The organism is Brenneria izbisi, assembly GCF_025840185.1.
Classification (GTDB): domain Bacteria; phylum Pseudomonadota; class Gammaproteobacteria; order Enterobacterales; family Enterobacteriaceae; genus Brenneria; species Brenneria izbisi.
On the sequence record NZ_JAMPJU010000008.1, the window covers coordinates 66,961 to 81,375 of the forward strand.

The following is a 14,415-nucleotide window of genomic DNA, read 5'->3' on the forward strand; positions in this document are numbered from 1 at the left end:
CTTTTTTTTAACATTGCCCCATTATCGCACACGAAAGCGCTTTTATAGTGCGTGATGGTGATTGCCATTACGCCAACCGCCTTCGCGCATGCCCTGGCACTATAAATAGAAAGTAATAAAATCAATTAAATAGATTGCTTTTAATAAAAGTGGTTGCCTTTGGTTTTGTTCGTCTCGTTGCATTATAAACATGGCATGAAAACTGCTATGTTTCGTAACGACACATAAACAGCAATCCCGTCATTCATTTTTACATCGATAAAAACCGTTAATTAACGATGACTGACTTTTGACCTCAATCACTTATGGTAAGGGTAGCAATATGAAAAAACTGGTGAAAATTCTGCCGTTGGCATTCATTCTTGCCGCAGGCAGCGCGATGGCCGCCATTCCTAAAAATATTAAAATTGGTACTGATCCGACTTACGCACCTTTCGAATCTAAAAACGCCAGCGGCGAACTGGTTGGTTTTGATATCGATCTCGCCAAAGAATTATGTAAGCGTATTGAAGCCAACTGCACGTTTGTCGAGAGTGATTTTGATGCGTTGATCCCGTCCCTGAAAGCCAAAAAAATAGATGCCATTATTTCCTCACTTTCCATTACCGAAAAACGTCAGCAGGAAATTGCGTTCACTGAGAAATTGTATGCTGCTAATTCGCGTCTGATTGCTAAAAAAGGCGCGAACATTGAACCTAGCGTGGCGTCTTTAGGCGGCAAACGTGTTGGGGTATTGCAGGGAACGACGCAGGAATCCTTCGCGAATGCGCTCTGGCAGCCAAAAGGCGTTGAAGTCGTCGCTTATCAGAATCAGGAACTGGTCTATGCCGATTTAACGGCTGGCCGTATCGACGCGGCATTTCAGGATGAAGTGGCGGGCAGCGAAGGTTTCCTGAAACAAGACGCGGGTAAAGACTATGAATTTGCAGGCCCGGCGGTTAAAGACGACAAATTCTTTGGCGTAGGCACCGGCATGGGGTTGCGTAAAGCGGACACCGAACTGAAAGCCGCGCTGGACAAAGCGTTTGAAGAAATGCGCAAAGACGGCACCTACGATACCTTTGCGAAAAAATACTTCGACTTTGATGTTTACGGCGGCTAACCACCTCTGCATTGTCTGAATTCGGGGATGAGGCTTGTCGCTTCACCCCGATGTTTTTGTCTGGTCATCATATGTGATGTCATCAACCTCTCTTTTTACTCTGAACGGAAATGATTAATGCTTTATGGCTATTCCCAACTCATTCTGGATGGCGCCGTCATCACGCTGGAACTGGCGATTAGCTCACTGCTACTGGCATTGATCATCGGATTGATTGGCGCGGGGGCTAAGCTCTCCGCCAGCCGATTGTTATCAGGCTGTTTCTCCTGCTATACCACGCTGATCCGCGGCGTACCGGATCTGGTGCTGATGCTGTTGATTTTCTATGGATTACAGATCACCCTCAACAGCCTCACCGAGGCGGTGGGCATCAGCCAGATCGATATCGATCCGATGACGGCGGGGATTATTACCCTGGGATTCATCTACGGCGCGTATTTCACGGAAACGTTCCGTGGCGCTTTTCTGGCGGTGCCGCCTGGACAGATTGAAGCTGCCGTGGCTTTCGGTTTTTCACCGATGAAAGTGTTTCGCCGGATCATGTTTCCGGCCATGATGCGTTTTGCCTTGCCGGGGATCGGCAACAACTGGCAGGTTATTTTAAAGGCGACGGCGCTGGTGTCGTTACTGGGGCTGAATGACGTTATCAAGGCGACGCAACTGGCGGGTAAGGGCGCGCATGAACCCTTTTACTTTGCCATCGTCGCCGCCGCGCTGTACCTGATTTTTACCACTATATCCAACGGCGTCTTGTGGTGGTTGGAAAGACACTACTCGCAGGGAGTCAAAAAAGTAAACTATGAGTGAGATCCTACAACAATACTGGCAGCCGCTGCTGTGGAGCAACGGTTACCGCATGACCGGGTTGGCGATGACGTTATGGCTGCTGATTTCCTCGGTGACGATCGGCGGTATTCTGGCGTTGCCATTGGCGGTGGCGCGTGTGTCGCCGCGACGACGATTCCGCTTGCCTGTCTGGTTGTTTACCTATGTTTTTCGCGGTACACCGCTCTATGTTCAACTGTTGGTTTTTTATTCCGGTGTTTATAGCCTGGAAATTGTGCGTGGTACTGACCTGTTAAACGCGTTTTTCCGCAGCGGGCTGAATTGCGCGATCTTGGCGCTGGCGTTGAACACCTGTGCGTATACCACCGAGATTTTCGCCGGTGCGATTCGCTCGGTTCCTCATGGTGAAATCGAAGCGGCCAGGGCTTACGGCTTCTCACGCTTTAAACAATATCGTCATATCATTTTGCCGGGCGCGCTGCGTATTGCATTGCCCGCCTACAGTAACGAAGTGATATTGATGCTGCACTCCACCGCGTTGGCGTTTACCGTCACGGTGCCGGATATTCTGAAAGTCGCCCGTGATATTAATGCTGCCACGTATCAGCCGTTTCTGGCGTTTGGTATCGCGGCGGTGATCTATCTGGTGATCTCTTTTGTGTTAATCGGGTTGTTCAAAAAAGCGGAACAGCGCTGGTTACGTCATCTTAATACCCGTCCATCCCATTAAAAGCAGGAACCAAACATGTCGAATATTAAGCTAATGGTGACGGAACTGCGTAAACGTTATGGTCAGCATGAAGTGTTGAAAGGCATTTCATTGCAGGCTAAAGCCGGGGACGTGATTTCCATTATCGGATCATCCGGTTCCGGTAAAAGCACCTTGTTGCGCTGCATCAATTTTCTGGAAAAACCCTGCGAAGGGACGATTCACGTCAACGATCAGGAAATTCGGATGGTGCGTGACAATGATGGTCAGTTGAAAGTGTTTGATAAAAAACAACTTCAGTTGCTGCGTACTCGCCTGACCATGGTGTTTCAACACTTTAATCTGTGGAGCTTCATGACGGCGTTGGAAAACGTCATGGAAGCGCCGGTGCAGGTATTGGGGCTGAGCAAAGCGGAAGCTCGCGCACGCGCCGTTTTCTATCTGGATAAAGTGGGGATTACTGGCGCGGCGCAGGATAAATATCCGGCTGATCTGTCCGGCGGTCAGCAGCAGCGGGTATCCATTGCGCGCGCGTTGGCAATGGAGCCGGAAGTGTTGCTGTTTGATGAACCGACGTCGGCGCTCGATCCCGAACTGGTAGGTGAAGTGCTGCGGATCATGCAGCAATTAGCCGAAGAGGGAAAAACAATGGTGGTCGTGACGCACGAGATGGAGTTTGCCCGCCACGTCTCCAGCCATGTGATCTTTTTGCATCAAGGCTTGATTGAAGAGGAAGGGCCGCCTGACATGGTATTCGGCAACCCCAAAAGCCCGCGTTTGCAGCAGTTTCTGTCCGGCGCATTGAAGTAAATGTCTGGCTGGCTGTCCTGCGCGAGTCAGCCAGCTTGCGCGGCATCCTTTGTCGTCACCACCTCTCTCAACGCCTCTTCCAGATCAAAGAAACGAAAGCCGAACCCCGCGGCTTCAAGACGCTGTGGTAATGCGCGTTGTCCGCCCAGAACCAACGTTGAGGCTTCTCCCATCAGCAGTTTGATGGCGAAAGCGGGCGCACGCAGAAAACCGGGGCGATTGAGCACGCGTGCCAGCATAGCCGCAAACTGTTCATTACGCACCGGATAGGGCGAAACCATGTTAAAGGGGCCGCTAAGTATCGGGTTATCCAGCAAATAAAGGATCCCGTTCACCATGTCGTCAATATGAATCCACGGCATATACTGTTTCCCTGAACCCATTGGCCCGCCAAGCCCCAACCTGAAAATCGGCAGCATCCGGGACAAGGCGCCGCCCTGCGCGGAAAGCACAACGCCGGTACGCAACAGACAGACACGGGTTTTTTCACTCTCCGCGGATTGCGCCAGCGCTTCCCAGCGAGCGCACAGATGATGGGTAAACTCATTGGCGGGCGTTTCATCTTCGGTGACCAACGCCGCGCCCTGATCGCCGTAATAGCCCACCGCGGAACCGGAAATCAACACGGAAGGCGGTTCACTGCTGGCGTTGATCAGGTTGGCGATCTGTTCGGTAATGTTCCAGCGACTCTGGCTCAGGCGCTGTTTTTGCTGTGGCGTCCACCGCTTATCGGCAATCGGCTCGCCCGCCAGATTAATTACGCCGTCGAAAGCGTTAAGTGAGGTTTTATTGTTCAGCGTGGACCAGTATTCGACCTGATCGCCCAATATCCGCCGCGCCCGGTCGGGATCGCGGGTCAGCACGGTGACATGATGAGAAAGCAGTTGTAACCGCGGGATCAGATGACGTCCGATCAGACCGGTTCCACCGGTAATAAGTAATTGCATATCTGGCCTCGCTTTATTTTTTCATTGTTCCGCCAGCTTATAGGCGCGTTCCGTTGCCGGACGTTCGCTGATGCGCGCATACCAGCTTTTTACCGCCGGATAATCATCCAGATCGATACGTTGACGAGCGTAAGAGACAACCCACGGGTAAGTCGCGATATCGGCAATACTGTAGTGTTCCCCGGCCAGCCAGGTTTTTCCCTGTAACTGTTTGTTCAGTACACGATAAAGACGCTGTGTTTCTTGCTGGTAACGCTCAATCGCATAGGGAACCGGCTGAGGGGCATAGTGATTGAAATGGTGGTTCTGCCCCAGCATGGGACCAAATCCCGCCATTTGCCAGAACAGCCATTGCAGGGTTGCGGTGCGTTCACGTAGCGTTTTGCTGAGCAGAATGTCGTGTTTTTCGGCCAGATAAAGCAGGATGGCGCCGGATTCAAACAGACTGATGGCCTCGCCGCCGTCGGCTGGCTGGTGATCGACAATCGCTGGGATCTTGTTATTGGGCGAAATGGCGAGAAACTCCGGCCTGAATTGCTCACCCGTACCGATATTCACGTGGTGAAGTTGATAAGGCAGATTGGCTTCTTCCAGGAATAGGGTGATTTTATGGCCGTTAGGCGTCGGGGCGTAATAAAGATCGATCATGACAGGCTTCTCCGTTTCACTTCAGAAAAACGTTTCACTTCAGAAAAATACCGTGGCATGGCGTGACGATTGATCACGCCGATGTTCCGTCAAACTGTACTATTGGGTCAAGCGGGCGTTTCTGTATCGTCGGCAAATTACCCTACCATTTTCCCTCCTGAAACATAAGCGTAAGTGATGGCAACGGTTGTCACCTACATTGATCGTTTACTGTCGGGTCAATCATATAGTATAGGGCGATTAGGCTGATTATCGCCTTAATCTTGACCAAATGGCGTGGGGAATTGACGGGAAGTTGCGTTACATTTAGCTGGTACATTGGCGAAATGCCCTCAAAGTACGCATTAGTTGCCGCATAGCGGAGCAGGATGTCTCAAAACGGAGCAGCAGCGTATTCGGCGGCGTGGGAAAGAATCAATAGGTTGCCTGCGGTCAGCCCTTCTGGTCATCTGGTACAGTCTTTGCAATATCCCTGGATATTATATTGATATCAGGGGATGGCAGGATGGAAAACAATAAAGCAGAACCGGGATTAAAACGGACATTGGGCAGTTTCCATTTATGGGGCATTGCCGTAGGTCTGGTGATTTCCGGTGAGTATTTTGGCTGGAGTTATGGTTGGGCGCAGGCCGGGACATTAGGTTTCCTGATCACCGCGCTGGCCATTGCCGCGATGTATTGCGCGTTTATTTTCAGCTTCACCGAACTGAGTACGTCGATTCCCCACGCTGGCGGGCCGTTCGCTTACGCTTATCGCGCGTTTGGCCCGACCGGAGGCTTTATCGCCGGTTTTGCCACGCTGATTGAATTTGTGTTTGCGCCGCCAGCCATTTCAATGGCGATTGGCGCCTATCTGAATGTGCAGTTCCCGTCATTGGATCCGAAATGGGTGGCGGTCAGCGCTTATCTGATATTCATGGGACTCAATATTCTTGGCGTCGGCATTGCAGCAACGTTTGAGTTGTTGGTCACGTTGCTGGCGATCTTCGAGTTGCTGGTGTTTATGGGCGTGGTTGCGCCGGGTTTCGAATGGCGCAATTTCGCCAGCGGCGGATGGGCGGGTTCTGATGAATTCAGTTCGGCGGCGCTCTCCGGCATCTTTGCCGCGATCCCTTTTGCCATCTGGTTTTTTCTGGCGATCGAAGGCGCGGCGATGGCGGCTGAGGAAGCCAAGGATCCCCGCCGTACCATTCCCCGCGCTTTCATCTGCGGTATCCTGACCTTAACGATGTTGGCGATCGGCGTCATGCTTTTTGCTGGCGGCGTAGGCGATTGGCGTCAACTGTCGAATATCAACGATCCATTGCCTCAGGCGATGAAGCTGATTGTGGGCAGCAACAGCGGCTGGCTGCATATGCTGGTGTGGCTGGGGTTATTTGGTCTGGTGGCGTCATTCCACGGCATTATCATGGGCTACTCCCGTCAGATTTTTGCGCTGGCCCGCGCAGGCTATCTGCCTAAACCGTTGGCCCGCGTACATACGCGTTTCCGTACTCCGCATCGCGCTATTCTGGCGGGAGGCGTTGTCGGTATCGCCGCGATCTTCTCCGATTCGCTGGTGACCATCGGCGGTCAGCCGCTTACCGCCAATATTGTGACAATGTCGGTATTCGGTGCCATTGTTATGTATATCACGTCGATGGCGTCGCTGTTTAAACTGCGTCGTAGCGAACCGGATCTGGCGCGTCCGTTCCGTGCGCCGTTATATCCGTTCGCGCCGGCGTTCGCGCTGGTGATGGCGGTGATCTGCCTGGCTGCGATGGTGTATTACAACACGCTGCTGGCGATGATTTTTGCGGCCATGATGCTGTTGGGTTATGGCTGGTTCCGTCTGACTGGATCGTCGCGTGATACGGCGGCGTTTGATCCGCAGTTGACGGCGTCTAAGTAACCCACGGTTTTTCTTTCTGAAAATGACAGTCCGTTATCTGATTGCGGACTGTCGCCACTTACTGTTCGAGGCGAATGGATGTATCAGACAACGCTGAGTCACCGCAGCTATCGTTTTCACGATCTGCGTGAGCTAATGGCGAAAGCGTCTCCTGCCCGTTCCGGTGATTTTCTGGCGGGGGTGGCGGCGCAAAGCGCGGAAGAACGCATGGCTGCGCGCATGGCGCTGGCGAATTTGCCGTTGAAGACCTTTTTGCAGCAGACGCTTATTCCTTACGAACAGGATGAGGTCACACGGTTGATTGTGGACTCACATGATGAGGCGGCGTTTGCGCCGATTTCGCACCTGACCGTCGGGGATTTCCGCGACTGGTTGTTAAGCGAGCGAACGGACAGTGCTTTATTGGCGCGGGTGGCGAAGGGCATTACGCCGGAAATGGCGGCGGCCGTCAGTAAACTGATGCGCAATCAGGACTTGATTCTGGCGGCGAAGAAATGCCGGGTGATCACCAGGTTTCGCAATACACTTGGCTTGGCGGGGCATATCAGTGTACGGTTGCAGCCCAACCATCCGACTGACGATTTGAAAGGCATCGCCGCCAGCATGCTCGATGGGTTGCTGTATGGCAGCGGTGACGCCATGTTGGGGATCAATCCTGCCAGCGACAGTCTGCCGCTGCTGGAAAAGCTGAATTATATGCTGGACGATGTGATCAGTCGCTTTGACATTCCCACTCAATCCTGCGTGCTGACGCATATTACGAATACGCTGCAACTGATGGAGCGTGGCGCGCCGGTCGATCTGGTTTTTCAGTCCATCGCCGGTACGGAGGCGACCAATAGTAGCTTCGGCTTTAATCTGGCGACGCTGGAAGAAGCGCGTCAGGCGGCGTTAAGCCTGAAACGCGGTACGCTGGGCAACAACGTGATGTATTTTGAAACCGGGCAGGGGAGTTGTCTGTCGGCGAACGCCAATCATGGCGTCGATCAGCAAACCTGTGAAGCCCGCGCTTATGCGGTGGCGCGGCATTTTTCGCCTTTTCTGGTGAATACGGTGGTGGGTTTTATCGGTCCTGAATATCTGTACGACGGTAAACAAATCATCCGTGCCGGTCTGGAAGACCACTTCTGCGGCAAGCTGATGGGCGTTCCGCTGGGGTGCGACGTGTGTTATACCAACCATGCCGAGGCCGATCAGGATGACATGGATACGCTGCTGACATTGCTTGCCAATGCCGGGCTGACATTCCTGATGGGGGTGCCCGGCGCGGACGATATCATGCTGAATTATCAGAGCACGTCCTTCCATGATGCGCTTTATATCCGTGAGTTGCTGGGGTTGAAACATGCGCCTGAATTCGGGGAATGGCTGGAGAAAATGCGCATCATTGATGCTCAGGGACGCTTATGCGACACCAGCAGCCAACACCCGCTGTTGCAACATCAACCCTACCTGGAGGGGAGTTTATGAGTGAGGTGATTCATGACAACCCCTGGGAGACGCTGCGTGAATTTACCGCCGCGCGCATCGCGCTGGGGCGAACCGGCGCGAGTATGCCGACCCGCGAGCTATTAAAATTCGGCATGGCCCATGCGCAGGCGCGGGATTCGGTTCATCAGACTTTTGACAGCGAAACGCTGGCGAATGCGTTGGAGCAGGCCGGATTGAAAACACTGACGGTTCACAGCGCGGCGCCGACGCGGGAACAGTATCTGTGCCGACCGGATTTAGGTCGCAGGCTGTCGGAAACAAGTCGCACATTACTGATGAATTCATCCGCTCGGCAGGCGGATCTGCTGTTGGTAATCGGAGATGGTTTGTCTTCCAAAGCGGTGCATCGGCAGGCCGTGCCATTAATTCTGGCGCTACAGCCGTATCTGGAACTGTTGGGGCTTTCTTTGGCGCCCGTCGTGCTGGCCCATCAGTCCCGCGTCGCGTTGGGTGATGATATCGGTGAATGTATTCAGGCCAAAGCGGTAGCGATCCTGATTGGCGAACGGCCCGGTTTATCGTCGCCGGACAGCCTGAGTGTTTACATGACCTGGGGACCGCATACCCGTCGGCTTGAGTCGGAGCGTAATTGTATCTCGAACATTCGTCCTGAAGGATTGGATTATCCTCAGGCGGCATTCAAGCTGGCCTGGCTGCTGGAGCAATCTTTTCAGCGCCGCTTATCAGGCGTTCAACTTAAAGATGAAAGTGATAACCCAGCGCTGCAAGGACGGATTGCACCGCCACCGTCTTTACCGATATCGCGTCAATGATCCGATGTCGTTACGCACTTGAGGGCGGGGCGAATGTCGCGTGATTTATACTGAATTCATACTAAGCCCGCTTGCCCAACTTTGTTAAACTAGGCCCGATTGTTAATGACGACACGTTGGGGATAAACGATGAAGTTGATGTTTGCATCGGATCTGCACGGTTCTTTGAGTGCGACAGAACGGGTACTGAGCCACTTTGAACATAGCGGCGCAGACTGGCTAATCCTACTGGGCGATTTTCTGAATCATGGCCCGCGTAATCCGTTGCCGGACAACTACCAGCCTGCGGAAGTGGCGGCACGTCTGAATGGTTATGCCAGACATATTATCGCGGTGCGCGGCAATTGTGATAGTGAAGTGGATCAGATGCTGCTGACGTTTCCTGTTACCGCGCCTTGGCAACATGTGCTATTGCCGAAAAATCGCCTTTTCCTGACGCATGGTCACCTCTATCATCCTGACAACTTACCGCCGCTAAATGTTGGCGATGTGCTGGTTTATGGACATACTCATATCCCGGTCGCCGAACGACGCGGGGAGATATACCATTTTAATCCGGGTTCGGTTAGCCTGCCGAAAGGCGGCTACCCGGCGAGCTATGGGACACTGGAAGATGATATGTTGCGCGTTCTTTCGTTGTCAGATGGCGAGCCTATTGCACAGGTAGAAATTAGGCACTAATTTATCGGTCAGTAAAATCTATTATTTAAAACAGACGCGCGTAGCAACGCGCTAATAGAAAGGGTTTCAGAGGATGGCGGAACAAAGTCAGTCAGCAGGCACTGAATGGGTAGATATCGTCAATGAAAACAATGAGGTAATCGCTCAGTCGAGTCGTCAGCAGATGCGTGCTCAGAGTCTTCGTCATCGAGCTACCTACATTGTTGTACATGATGGCATGGGCAAGATCCTGGTACAGCGCCGTACCGAAAGCAAAGATTTTTATCCCGGCTGGTTAGACGCCACGGCGGGCGGCGTCGTGCAAAGCGGCGAGCAGATGCTCGAGTCAGCACGGCGTGAAGCCGAAGAAGAGCTTGGTATTGCTGGCGTGCCGTTTGCTGAACATGGTCTGTTTTATTACGAAGCCGAGAATTGCCGTGTATGGGGCGGACTTTTCAGTTGTGTTACGCATGGGCCGTTTGCGTTGCAGGAAGCTGAAATTGATGAAGTCAGTTGGTTATCGCCGGAAGAGATCACCGCACGCTGTGACGAGTTTACCCCTGATTCACTCAAAGCGTTGTCGCTGTGGTTAACGCGTTACAACGAGCAGGATTATGGTAAACCGGTGGTTCGCGAAACGCCGGCTAACGCAGAGCCTGAAAGTCGTCGGGCACCTGGTGACAGCGAAGCGGCTGAAACCGGGAAATAAGCGCTTTTTGTAACGCTTTTGCTGTTGTTCAAACATGACCGTTTGATTCAGTTCATCATCCCGGATCAAAAAACAAAGCGCCAACCGAAAGGTTGGCGCTTTGTTTGGCGACAGGTTGGTCAGTTAGAGCTGAGTTGCCTGGATCGCAGTCAGGGCAACCGTATAAACGATATCGTCTACCAGTGCGCCGCGAGACAGGTCGTTGACCGGTTTGCGCATACCTTGCAGCATCGGCCCGATGGAGATCAGGTCGGCTGAACGCTGTACCGCTTTGTAGGTGGTGTTGCCGGTGTTCAAATCAGGGAAGATGAACACGGTCGCTTTACCTGCAACCGGCGAATTCGGCGCTTTGGATTGGGCAACGTCCGCCATGATAGCCGCGTCATACTGCAATGGGCCGTCGATGATCAGATCAGGGCGTTTTTCCTGCGCCAGACGAGTTGCTTCCCGTACTTTTTCCACATCACTGCCAGCGCCGGAGTTGCCGGTAGAGTAGGAAATCATCGCCACGCGCGGGTCGATACCGAAAGCCAGGGCGGAATCCGCGGACTGAATGGCGATTTCAGCCAGTTGCTCTGCCGTTGGGTCCGGGTTGATAGCGCAGTCACCATAAACCAGAACCTGCTCCGGCAGCAACATGAAGAACACGGAAGAAACCAGAGAACTGCCCGGTGCGGTTTTGATCAACTGCAACGGCGGACGGATCGTGTTGGCCGTGGTGTGAACCGCGCCAGAAACCAGACCGTCAACTTCGCCCTGTTCCAGCATCAGCGTACCCAGAACCACGTTGTCTTCCAGTTGCTCGCGGGCAACCACTTCGGTCATGCCTTTGCTCTTACGCAGTTCAACCAGACGCGGAACATAACGTTCACGCACGGCAACCGGATCCACGATCTCGATGCCTTTACCCAGTTCTACGCCCTGAGCCGCCGCAACGCGCTGGATCTCTTCCGGGTTGCCTAACAGAACGCAGTGAGCGATTCCACGTTCAGCACAGATGGAGGCGGCTTTAACGGTACGCGGCTCATCACCTTCCGGCAGAACAATACGTTTACCGGCTTTACGCGCCAGTTCGGTCAACTGATAACGGAATGCTGGCGGCGACAAGCGACGTGAACGCTCGGATTGGGCGCTCAGTGAATCGATCCACTGTGTATCGATGTGACGAGCCACGTATTCCTGAACTTTTTCCACACGCTGGTGGTCGTCAGCCGGTACTTCGAGGTTGAAGCTTTGCAGGCTGAGCGAAGTCTGCCAGGTGTTGGTGTCAACCATAAACACCGGCAGGCCGGTCTGGAACGCACGTTCACACAGTTTGCTGATGCTGGGATCCATTTCATAACCGCCAGTCAGCAGCAGCGCGCCGATTTCCACGCCGTTCATGGCGGCCAGGCAAGCGGCAACCAACACGTCAGGACGGTCCGCGGACGTCACCAGCAGGGAGCCAGGACGAAAATGCTCCAGCATATGAGGGATGCTGCGTGCGCAGAACGTCACGGATTTAACGCGACGAGTCTGAATATCCCCTTCGTTGATGATACGGGCATTAAGGTGTTTTGCCATATCAATCGCACGCGTGGCAATCAGGTCAAAGCTCCACGGAATGCAACCCAGTATCGGTAACGGGCTGTTGGAAAACAGTTGTTTCGGATCGATATTGGCAATGTTGGCCTTGCTGGAATCATCAAAGATTTCAGACAGGTCAGGGCGGGTACGGCCTTGTTCATCCACTGGCGCATTCAGTTTGTTGATGATTACGCCAGTGATGTTTTTATTCTTGCTGCCGCCGAAGCTGGAACTGGCCAGTTCGATACTTTCTTTCAACTGTGCGGGGGAATCATTGCCCAGCGCCAGTACGAAGACAATTTCCGCATTCAGGGTTTTGGCGATTTCGTAGTTCAGCGCATTGGCGAACTGATGTTTACGTGTCGGAACCAGACCTTCAACCAGCACTACTTCGGCATCTTTGGTATTTTCATGGTAGCGGGCAATGATGTCTTCCATCAGTACATCCTGCTGGTTGGCGCTCAGCAGCGCTTCAACACGACTCATTTGCAGCGGTTCAGCCGCATTGATGGAGGAGTTGGCGCGAATGATGGTTGTGGTTTGATCGGGCGTGTTGTCGCCGGCGCGAGGCTGGGCGATAGGTTTGAACACGCTCAGGCGCACGCCTTTTTGTTCCATGGCGCGGATGACACCCAGGCTGACGCTAGTCAGACCAACGCTGGTGCCGGTTGGGATCAACATGATTATACGGGACACGGCTAAACCTCTTAACGGTTGCTCGTTAGTCAAAACAACACCGTCAGCCTGGGCTGACGGTGTTGACGTTCATTTTTATGCTGTCAGACGGAGGGCGTCTTGAGCGATAACCAATTCTTCATTGGTCGGAATGACCAGCGCCGGACGGGAACCGTCTTTCGCGATATTGCCGCCTTTACCGAAACGAGCGGCCAGGTTGCGTTCGTGGTCGACGTCAAAGCCCAGCAGACCCAGTTTTTTCAGCGTCAATTCACGCACCATTGCCGCATTTTCACCGATACCGCCGGTGAACACCACCGCATCCAGACGACCTTCCATCAGGGCGCTGTAAGAACCGATGTATTTAGCCAGACGATGGCAGTAAACGTCCATTGCACGTTTGGCGTCTTCTTTGGTCTGGTAGTTGTCTTCAACATAACGGCAATCGCTGGTGACTTCAGTCAGGCCCAGCAGACCGGATTCTTTGGTCAGCAGTTTATTGATGGCGTCAACGCTCATGCCTAGTGAATCATGCAGGTGGAAAACGATAGCCGGATCGATATCGCCGCTGCGCGTACCCATCACCAGACCTTCCAACGGCGTCAGACCCATTGAGGTGTCGACGCATTTGCCGTTACGCACCGCCGCCACAGAACCGCCGTTACCCAGATGGCAGGTAATGACATTCAGTTCATCAACCGGTTTGTTCAGAATTTCCGCCGCTTGCTGGGTCACAAAATAGTGGCTGGTGCCGTGTGCGCCGTAGCGACGGATGTGATGTTCTTTGTAGAGGTTGTACGGCAGCGCATAAAGATAGGACTCTTCCGGCATGGTCTGATGGAAAGCGGTGTCGAAGACAGCCACGTTCTTATCAGCCAGTTTCGGGAAAGATTTCAGCGCTTCGTCGATACCAATCAGGTGAGCCGGGTTATGCAAAGGTGCAAAAGGTATGGAATCTTTGATACCCTGAAGGACGTCAGCATTGATAATCGCGGACTGAGTGAATTTCTCGCCGCCATGAACGATACGGTGACCGATGGCAACCAGTTGCGCGGACAGTTCTGGTTTTTGCGCCAGAATGTTGCTAACGATGAAATTCAGCGCTTCGCTGTGAGCTGCGCCAGCACCTAATTCAGCTTCTTGTTTGTTGCCATCCATCTTCCATTTGATGCGGGCTTCGGGAAGGTGGAAACATTCGGCTAAACCGGACAGGTATTCTTCCCCGTTAACAGCATCGATGACGGCGAACTTCAGGGATGAACTACCACAGTTAAGAACCAGTACTAACTTACTCGACATGGAAGTACCTACTTGTTATACATGGTGAAAAGAATGCCATATCAAGGCAGCGTATCGCATACCGCTGTTGGCATTTATGATTAACATCATACCTTGGTGCGATACACCGGATATGACGATGAAAAAGTGTCGATATCGCTAATTCATGATACTGAATGAACAGTATACTGTTCATAATATCGACGCTATAAAGCCGCAGCTTATTAAAGCGATGAAATAACCGCGTTGTGGCTGTTGGCGACGCTTATTTGTATCGAGGGAGCGGACTCCCTGCGTGTAGTCATACTACTTTAGTATATATAGCGGCCAAAAGGCCGTTCTAGAATACCGATAGCGTCAGACAAACACA

13 protein-coding genes are annotated in these 14,415 nt (G+C 52.8%); 9 read left to right on the top strand and 4 right to left on the bottom strand.

Annotation, left to right across the window (positions count from 1 at the left end):
* Window positions 1–322 precede the first annotated feature (322 nt).
* From NC856_RS11755 to hisP, 4 genes are all read left to right on the top strand, one after another.
* Window positions 323–1,102 carry a lysine/arginine/ornithine ABC transporter substrate-binding protein gene (locus NC856_RS11755; RefSeq protein WP_264090618.1) on the top strand — a complete coding sequence of 260 codons (780 nt, stop codon included), beginning with the start codon at window positions 323–325 and terminating at the stop codon, window positions 1,100–1,102.
* A gap of 117 nt (window positions 1,103–1,219) precedes the next feature.
* Window positions 1,220–1,909: a histidine ABC transporter permease HisQ gene (gene hisQ, locus NC856_RS11760; RefSeq protein WP_264090619.1), complete on the top strand. Its 690-nt coding sequence runs from the start codon at window positions 1,220–1,222 to the stop codon at window positions 1,907–1,909.
* Window positions 1,902–2,618, top strand: coding sequence for an ABC transporter permease (locus tag NC856_RS11765; RefSeq protein ID WP_264090620.1), 717 nt, complete (start codon window positions 1,902–1,904; stop codon window positions 2,616–2,618). The genes hisQ and NC856_RS11765 overlap by 8 nt, the downstream gene beginning before the upstream one ends.
* A 15-nt stretch (window positions 2,619–2,633) precedes the next feature.
* On the top strand, window positions 2,634–3,407 hold the full coding sequence (gene hisP, locus NC856_RS11770; protein WP_264090621.1) for a histidine ABC transporter ATP-binding protein HisP: 774 nt from the start codon (window positions 2,634–2,636) through the stop codon (window positions 3,405–3,407).
* Window positions 3,408–3,433: 26 nt separating this feature from the next.
* Here the strand turns inward: hisP and NC856_RS11775 are convergent, their stop codons facing one another.
* Together NC856_RS11775 and yfcG are read right to left on the bottom strand one after the other, a co-directional pair.
* Window positions 3,434–4,354, bottom strand: a complete 921-nt coding sequence (locus tag NC856_RS11775; protein ID WP_264090622.1) for a TIGR01777 family oxidoreductase — start codon at window positions 4,352–4,354, stop codon at window positions 3,434–3,436.
* Window positions 4,355–4,375: 21 nt separating this feature from the next.
* Window positions 4,376–5,002 (bottom strand): GSH-dependent disulfide bond oxidoreductase, encoded by a 627-nt coding sequence (gene yfcG / locus NC856_RS11780; protein WP_264090623.1) that lies wholly within the window; start codon window positions 5,000–5,002, stop codon window positions 4,376–4,378.
* Window positions 5,003–5,507: 505 nt separating this feature from the next.
* Here yfcG and eat point away from each other — a divergent pair.
* The 5 genes from eat (at window position 5,508) to yfcD (ending at window position 10,526) form a co-directional block, all read left to right on the top strand.
* Entirely contained in the window at window positions 5,508–6,893 is a 1,386-nt protein-coding gene (gene eat, locus NC856_RS11785; RefSeq protein ID WP_264090624.1) for an ethanolamine permease, read from the top strand.
* A 78-nt stretch (window positions 6,894–6,971) separates the two neighbouring features.
* Complete coding sequence (locus NC856_RS11790) at window positions 6,972–8,363, top strand: ethanolamine ammonia-lyase subunit EutB (RefSeq protein WP_264090625.1); 1,392 nt, start codon at window positions 6,972–6,974, stop codon at window positions 8,361–8,363.
* Entirely contained in the window at window positions 8,360–9,157 is a 798-nt protein-coding gene (gene eutC / locus NC856_RS11795; RefSeq protein ID WP_264090626.1) for an ethanolamine ammonia-lyase subunit EutC, read from the top strand. The genes NC856_RS11790 and eutC overlap by 4 nt, the downstream gene beginning before the upstream one ends.
* Before the next feature lie 129 nt (window positions 9,158–9,286).
* The gene (yfcE, locus tag NC856_RS11800) at window positions 9,287–9,838 is read left to right on the top strand and encodes a phosphodiesterase (RefSeq protein ID WP_264090627.1); all 552 of its coding nucleotides are present in this window, start codon (window positions 9,287–9,289) and stop codon (window positions 9,836–9,838) included.
* A 73-nt stretch (window positions 9,839–9,911) separates the two neighbouring features.
* Window positions 9,912–10,526, top strand: a complete 615-nt coding sequence (yfcD, locus tag NC856_RS11805) for an NUDIX hydrolase YfcD (protein ID WP_264090628.1) — start codon at window positions 9,912–9,914, stop codon at window positions 10,524–10,526.
* A gap of 123 nt (window positions 10,527–10,649) precedes the next feature.
* On the opposite strand, the gene pta is transcribed toward yfcD, so the two are convergent.
* Complete coding sequence (gene pta, locus NC856_RS11810; protein ID WP_264090703.1) at window positions 10,650–12,773, bottom strand: phosphate acetyltransferase; 2,124 nt, start codon at window positions 12,771–12,773, stop codon at window positions 10,650–10,652.
* A gap of 90 nt (window positions 12,774–12,863) precedes the next feature.
* Window positions 12,864–14,066: an acetate kinase gene (gene ackA, locus NC856_RS11815; RefSeq protein ID WP_264090629.1), complete on the bottom strand. Its 1,203-nt coding sequence runs from the start codon at window positions 14,064–14,066 to the stop codon at window positions 12,864–12,866.
* Window positions 14,067–14,415: the final 349 nt, after the last annotated feature.

What these genes read in the sequence shown, in the direction of transcription:
- NC856_RS11755 (WP_264090618.1), top strand. Translation starts at nt 323, where the DNA reads ATGAAAAAACTGGTGAAAATTCTGCCGTTGGCATTCATTCTTGCCGCA.
- hisQ (WP_264090619.1), top strand. Translation starts at nt 1,220, where the DNA reads ATGCTTTATGGCTATTCCCAACTCATTCTGGATGGCGCCGTCATCACG.
- NC856_RS11765 (WP_264090620.1), top strand. Translation starts at nt 1,902, where the DNA reads ATGAGTGAGATCCTACAACAATACTGGCAGCCGCTGCTGTGGAGCAAC.
- hisP (WP_264090621.1), top strand. Translation starts at nt 2,634, where the DNA reads ATGTCGAATATTAAGCTAATGGTGACGGAACTGCGTAAACGTTATGGT.
- NC856_RS11775 (WP_264090622.1), bottom strand. Translation starts at nt 4,354, where the DNA reads ATGCAATTACTTATTACCGGTGGAACCGGTCTGATCGGACGTCATCTG.
- yfcG (WP_264090623.1), bottom strand. Translation starts at nt 5,002, where the DNA reads ATGATCGATCTTTATTACGCCCCGACGCCTAACGGCCATAAAATCACC.
- eat (WP_264090624.1), top strand. Translation starts at nt 5,508, where the DNA reads ATGGAAAACAATAAAGCAGAACCGGGATTAAAACGGACATTGGGCAGT.
- NC856_RS11790 (WP_264090625.1), top strand. Translation starts at nt 6,972, where the DNA reads ATGTATCAGACAACGCTGAGTCACCGCAGCTATCGTTTTCACGATCTG.
- eutC (WP_264090626.1), top strand. Translation starts at nt 8,360, where the DNA reads ATGAGTGAGGTGATTCATGACAACCCCTGGGAGACGCTGCGTGAATTT.
- yfcE (WP_264090627.1), top strand. Translation starts at nt 9,287, where the DNA reads ATGAAGTTGATGTTTGCATCGGATCTGCACGGTTCTTTGAGTGCGACA.
- yfcD (WP_264090628.1), top strand. Translation starts at nt 9,912, where the DNA reads ATGGCGGAACAAAGTCAGTCAGCAGGCACTGAATGGGTAGATATCGTC.
- pta (WP_264090703.1), bottom strand. Translation starts at nt 12,773, where the DNA reads ATGTTGATCCCAACCGGCACCAGCGTTGGTCTGACTAGCGTCAGCCTG.
- ackA (WP_264090629.1), bottom strand. Translation starts at nt 14,066, where the DNA reads ATGTCGAGTAAGTTAGTACTGGTTCTTAACTGTGGTAGTTCATCCCTG.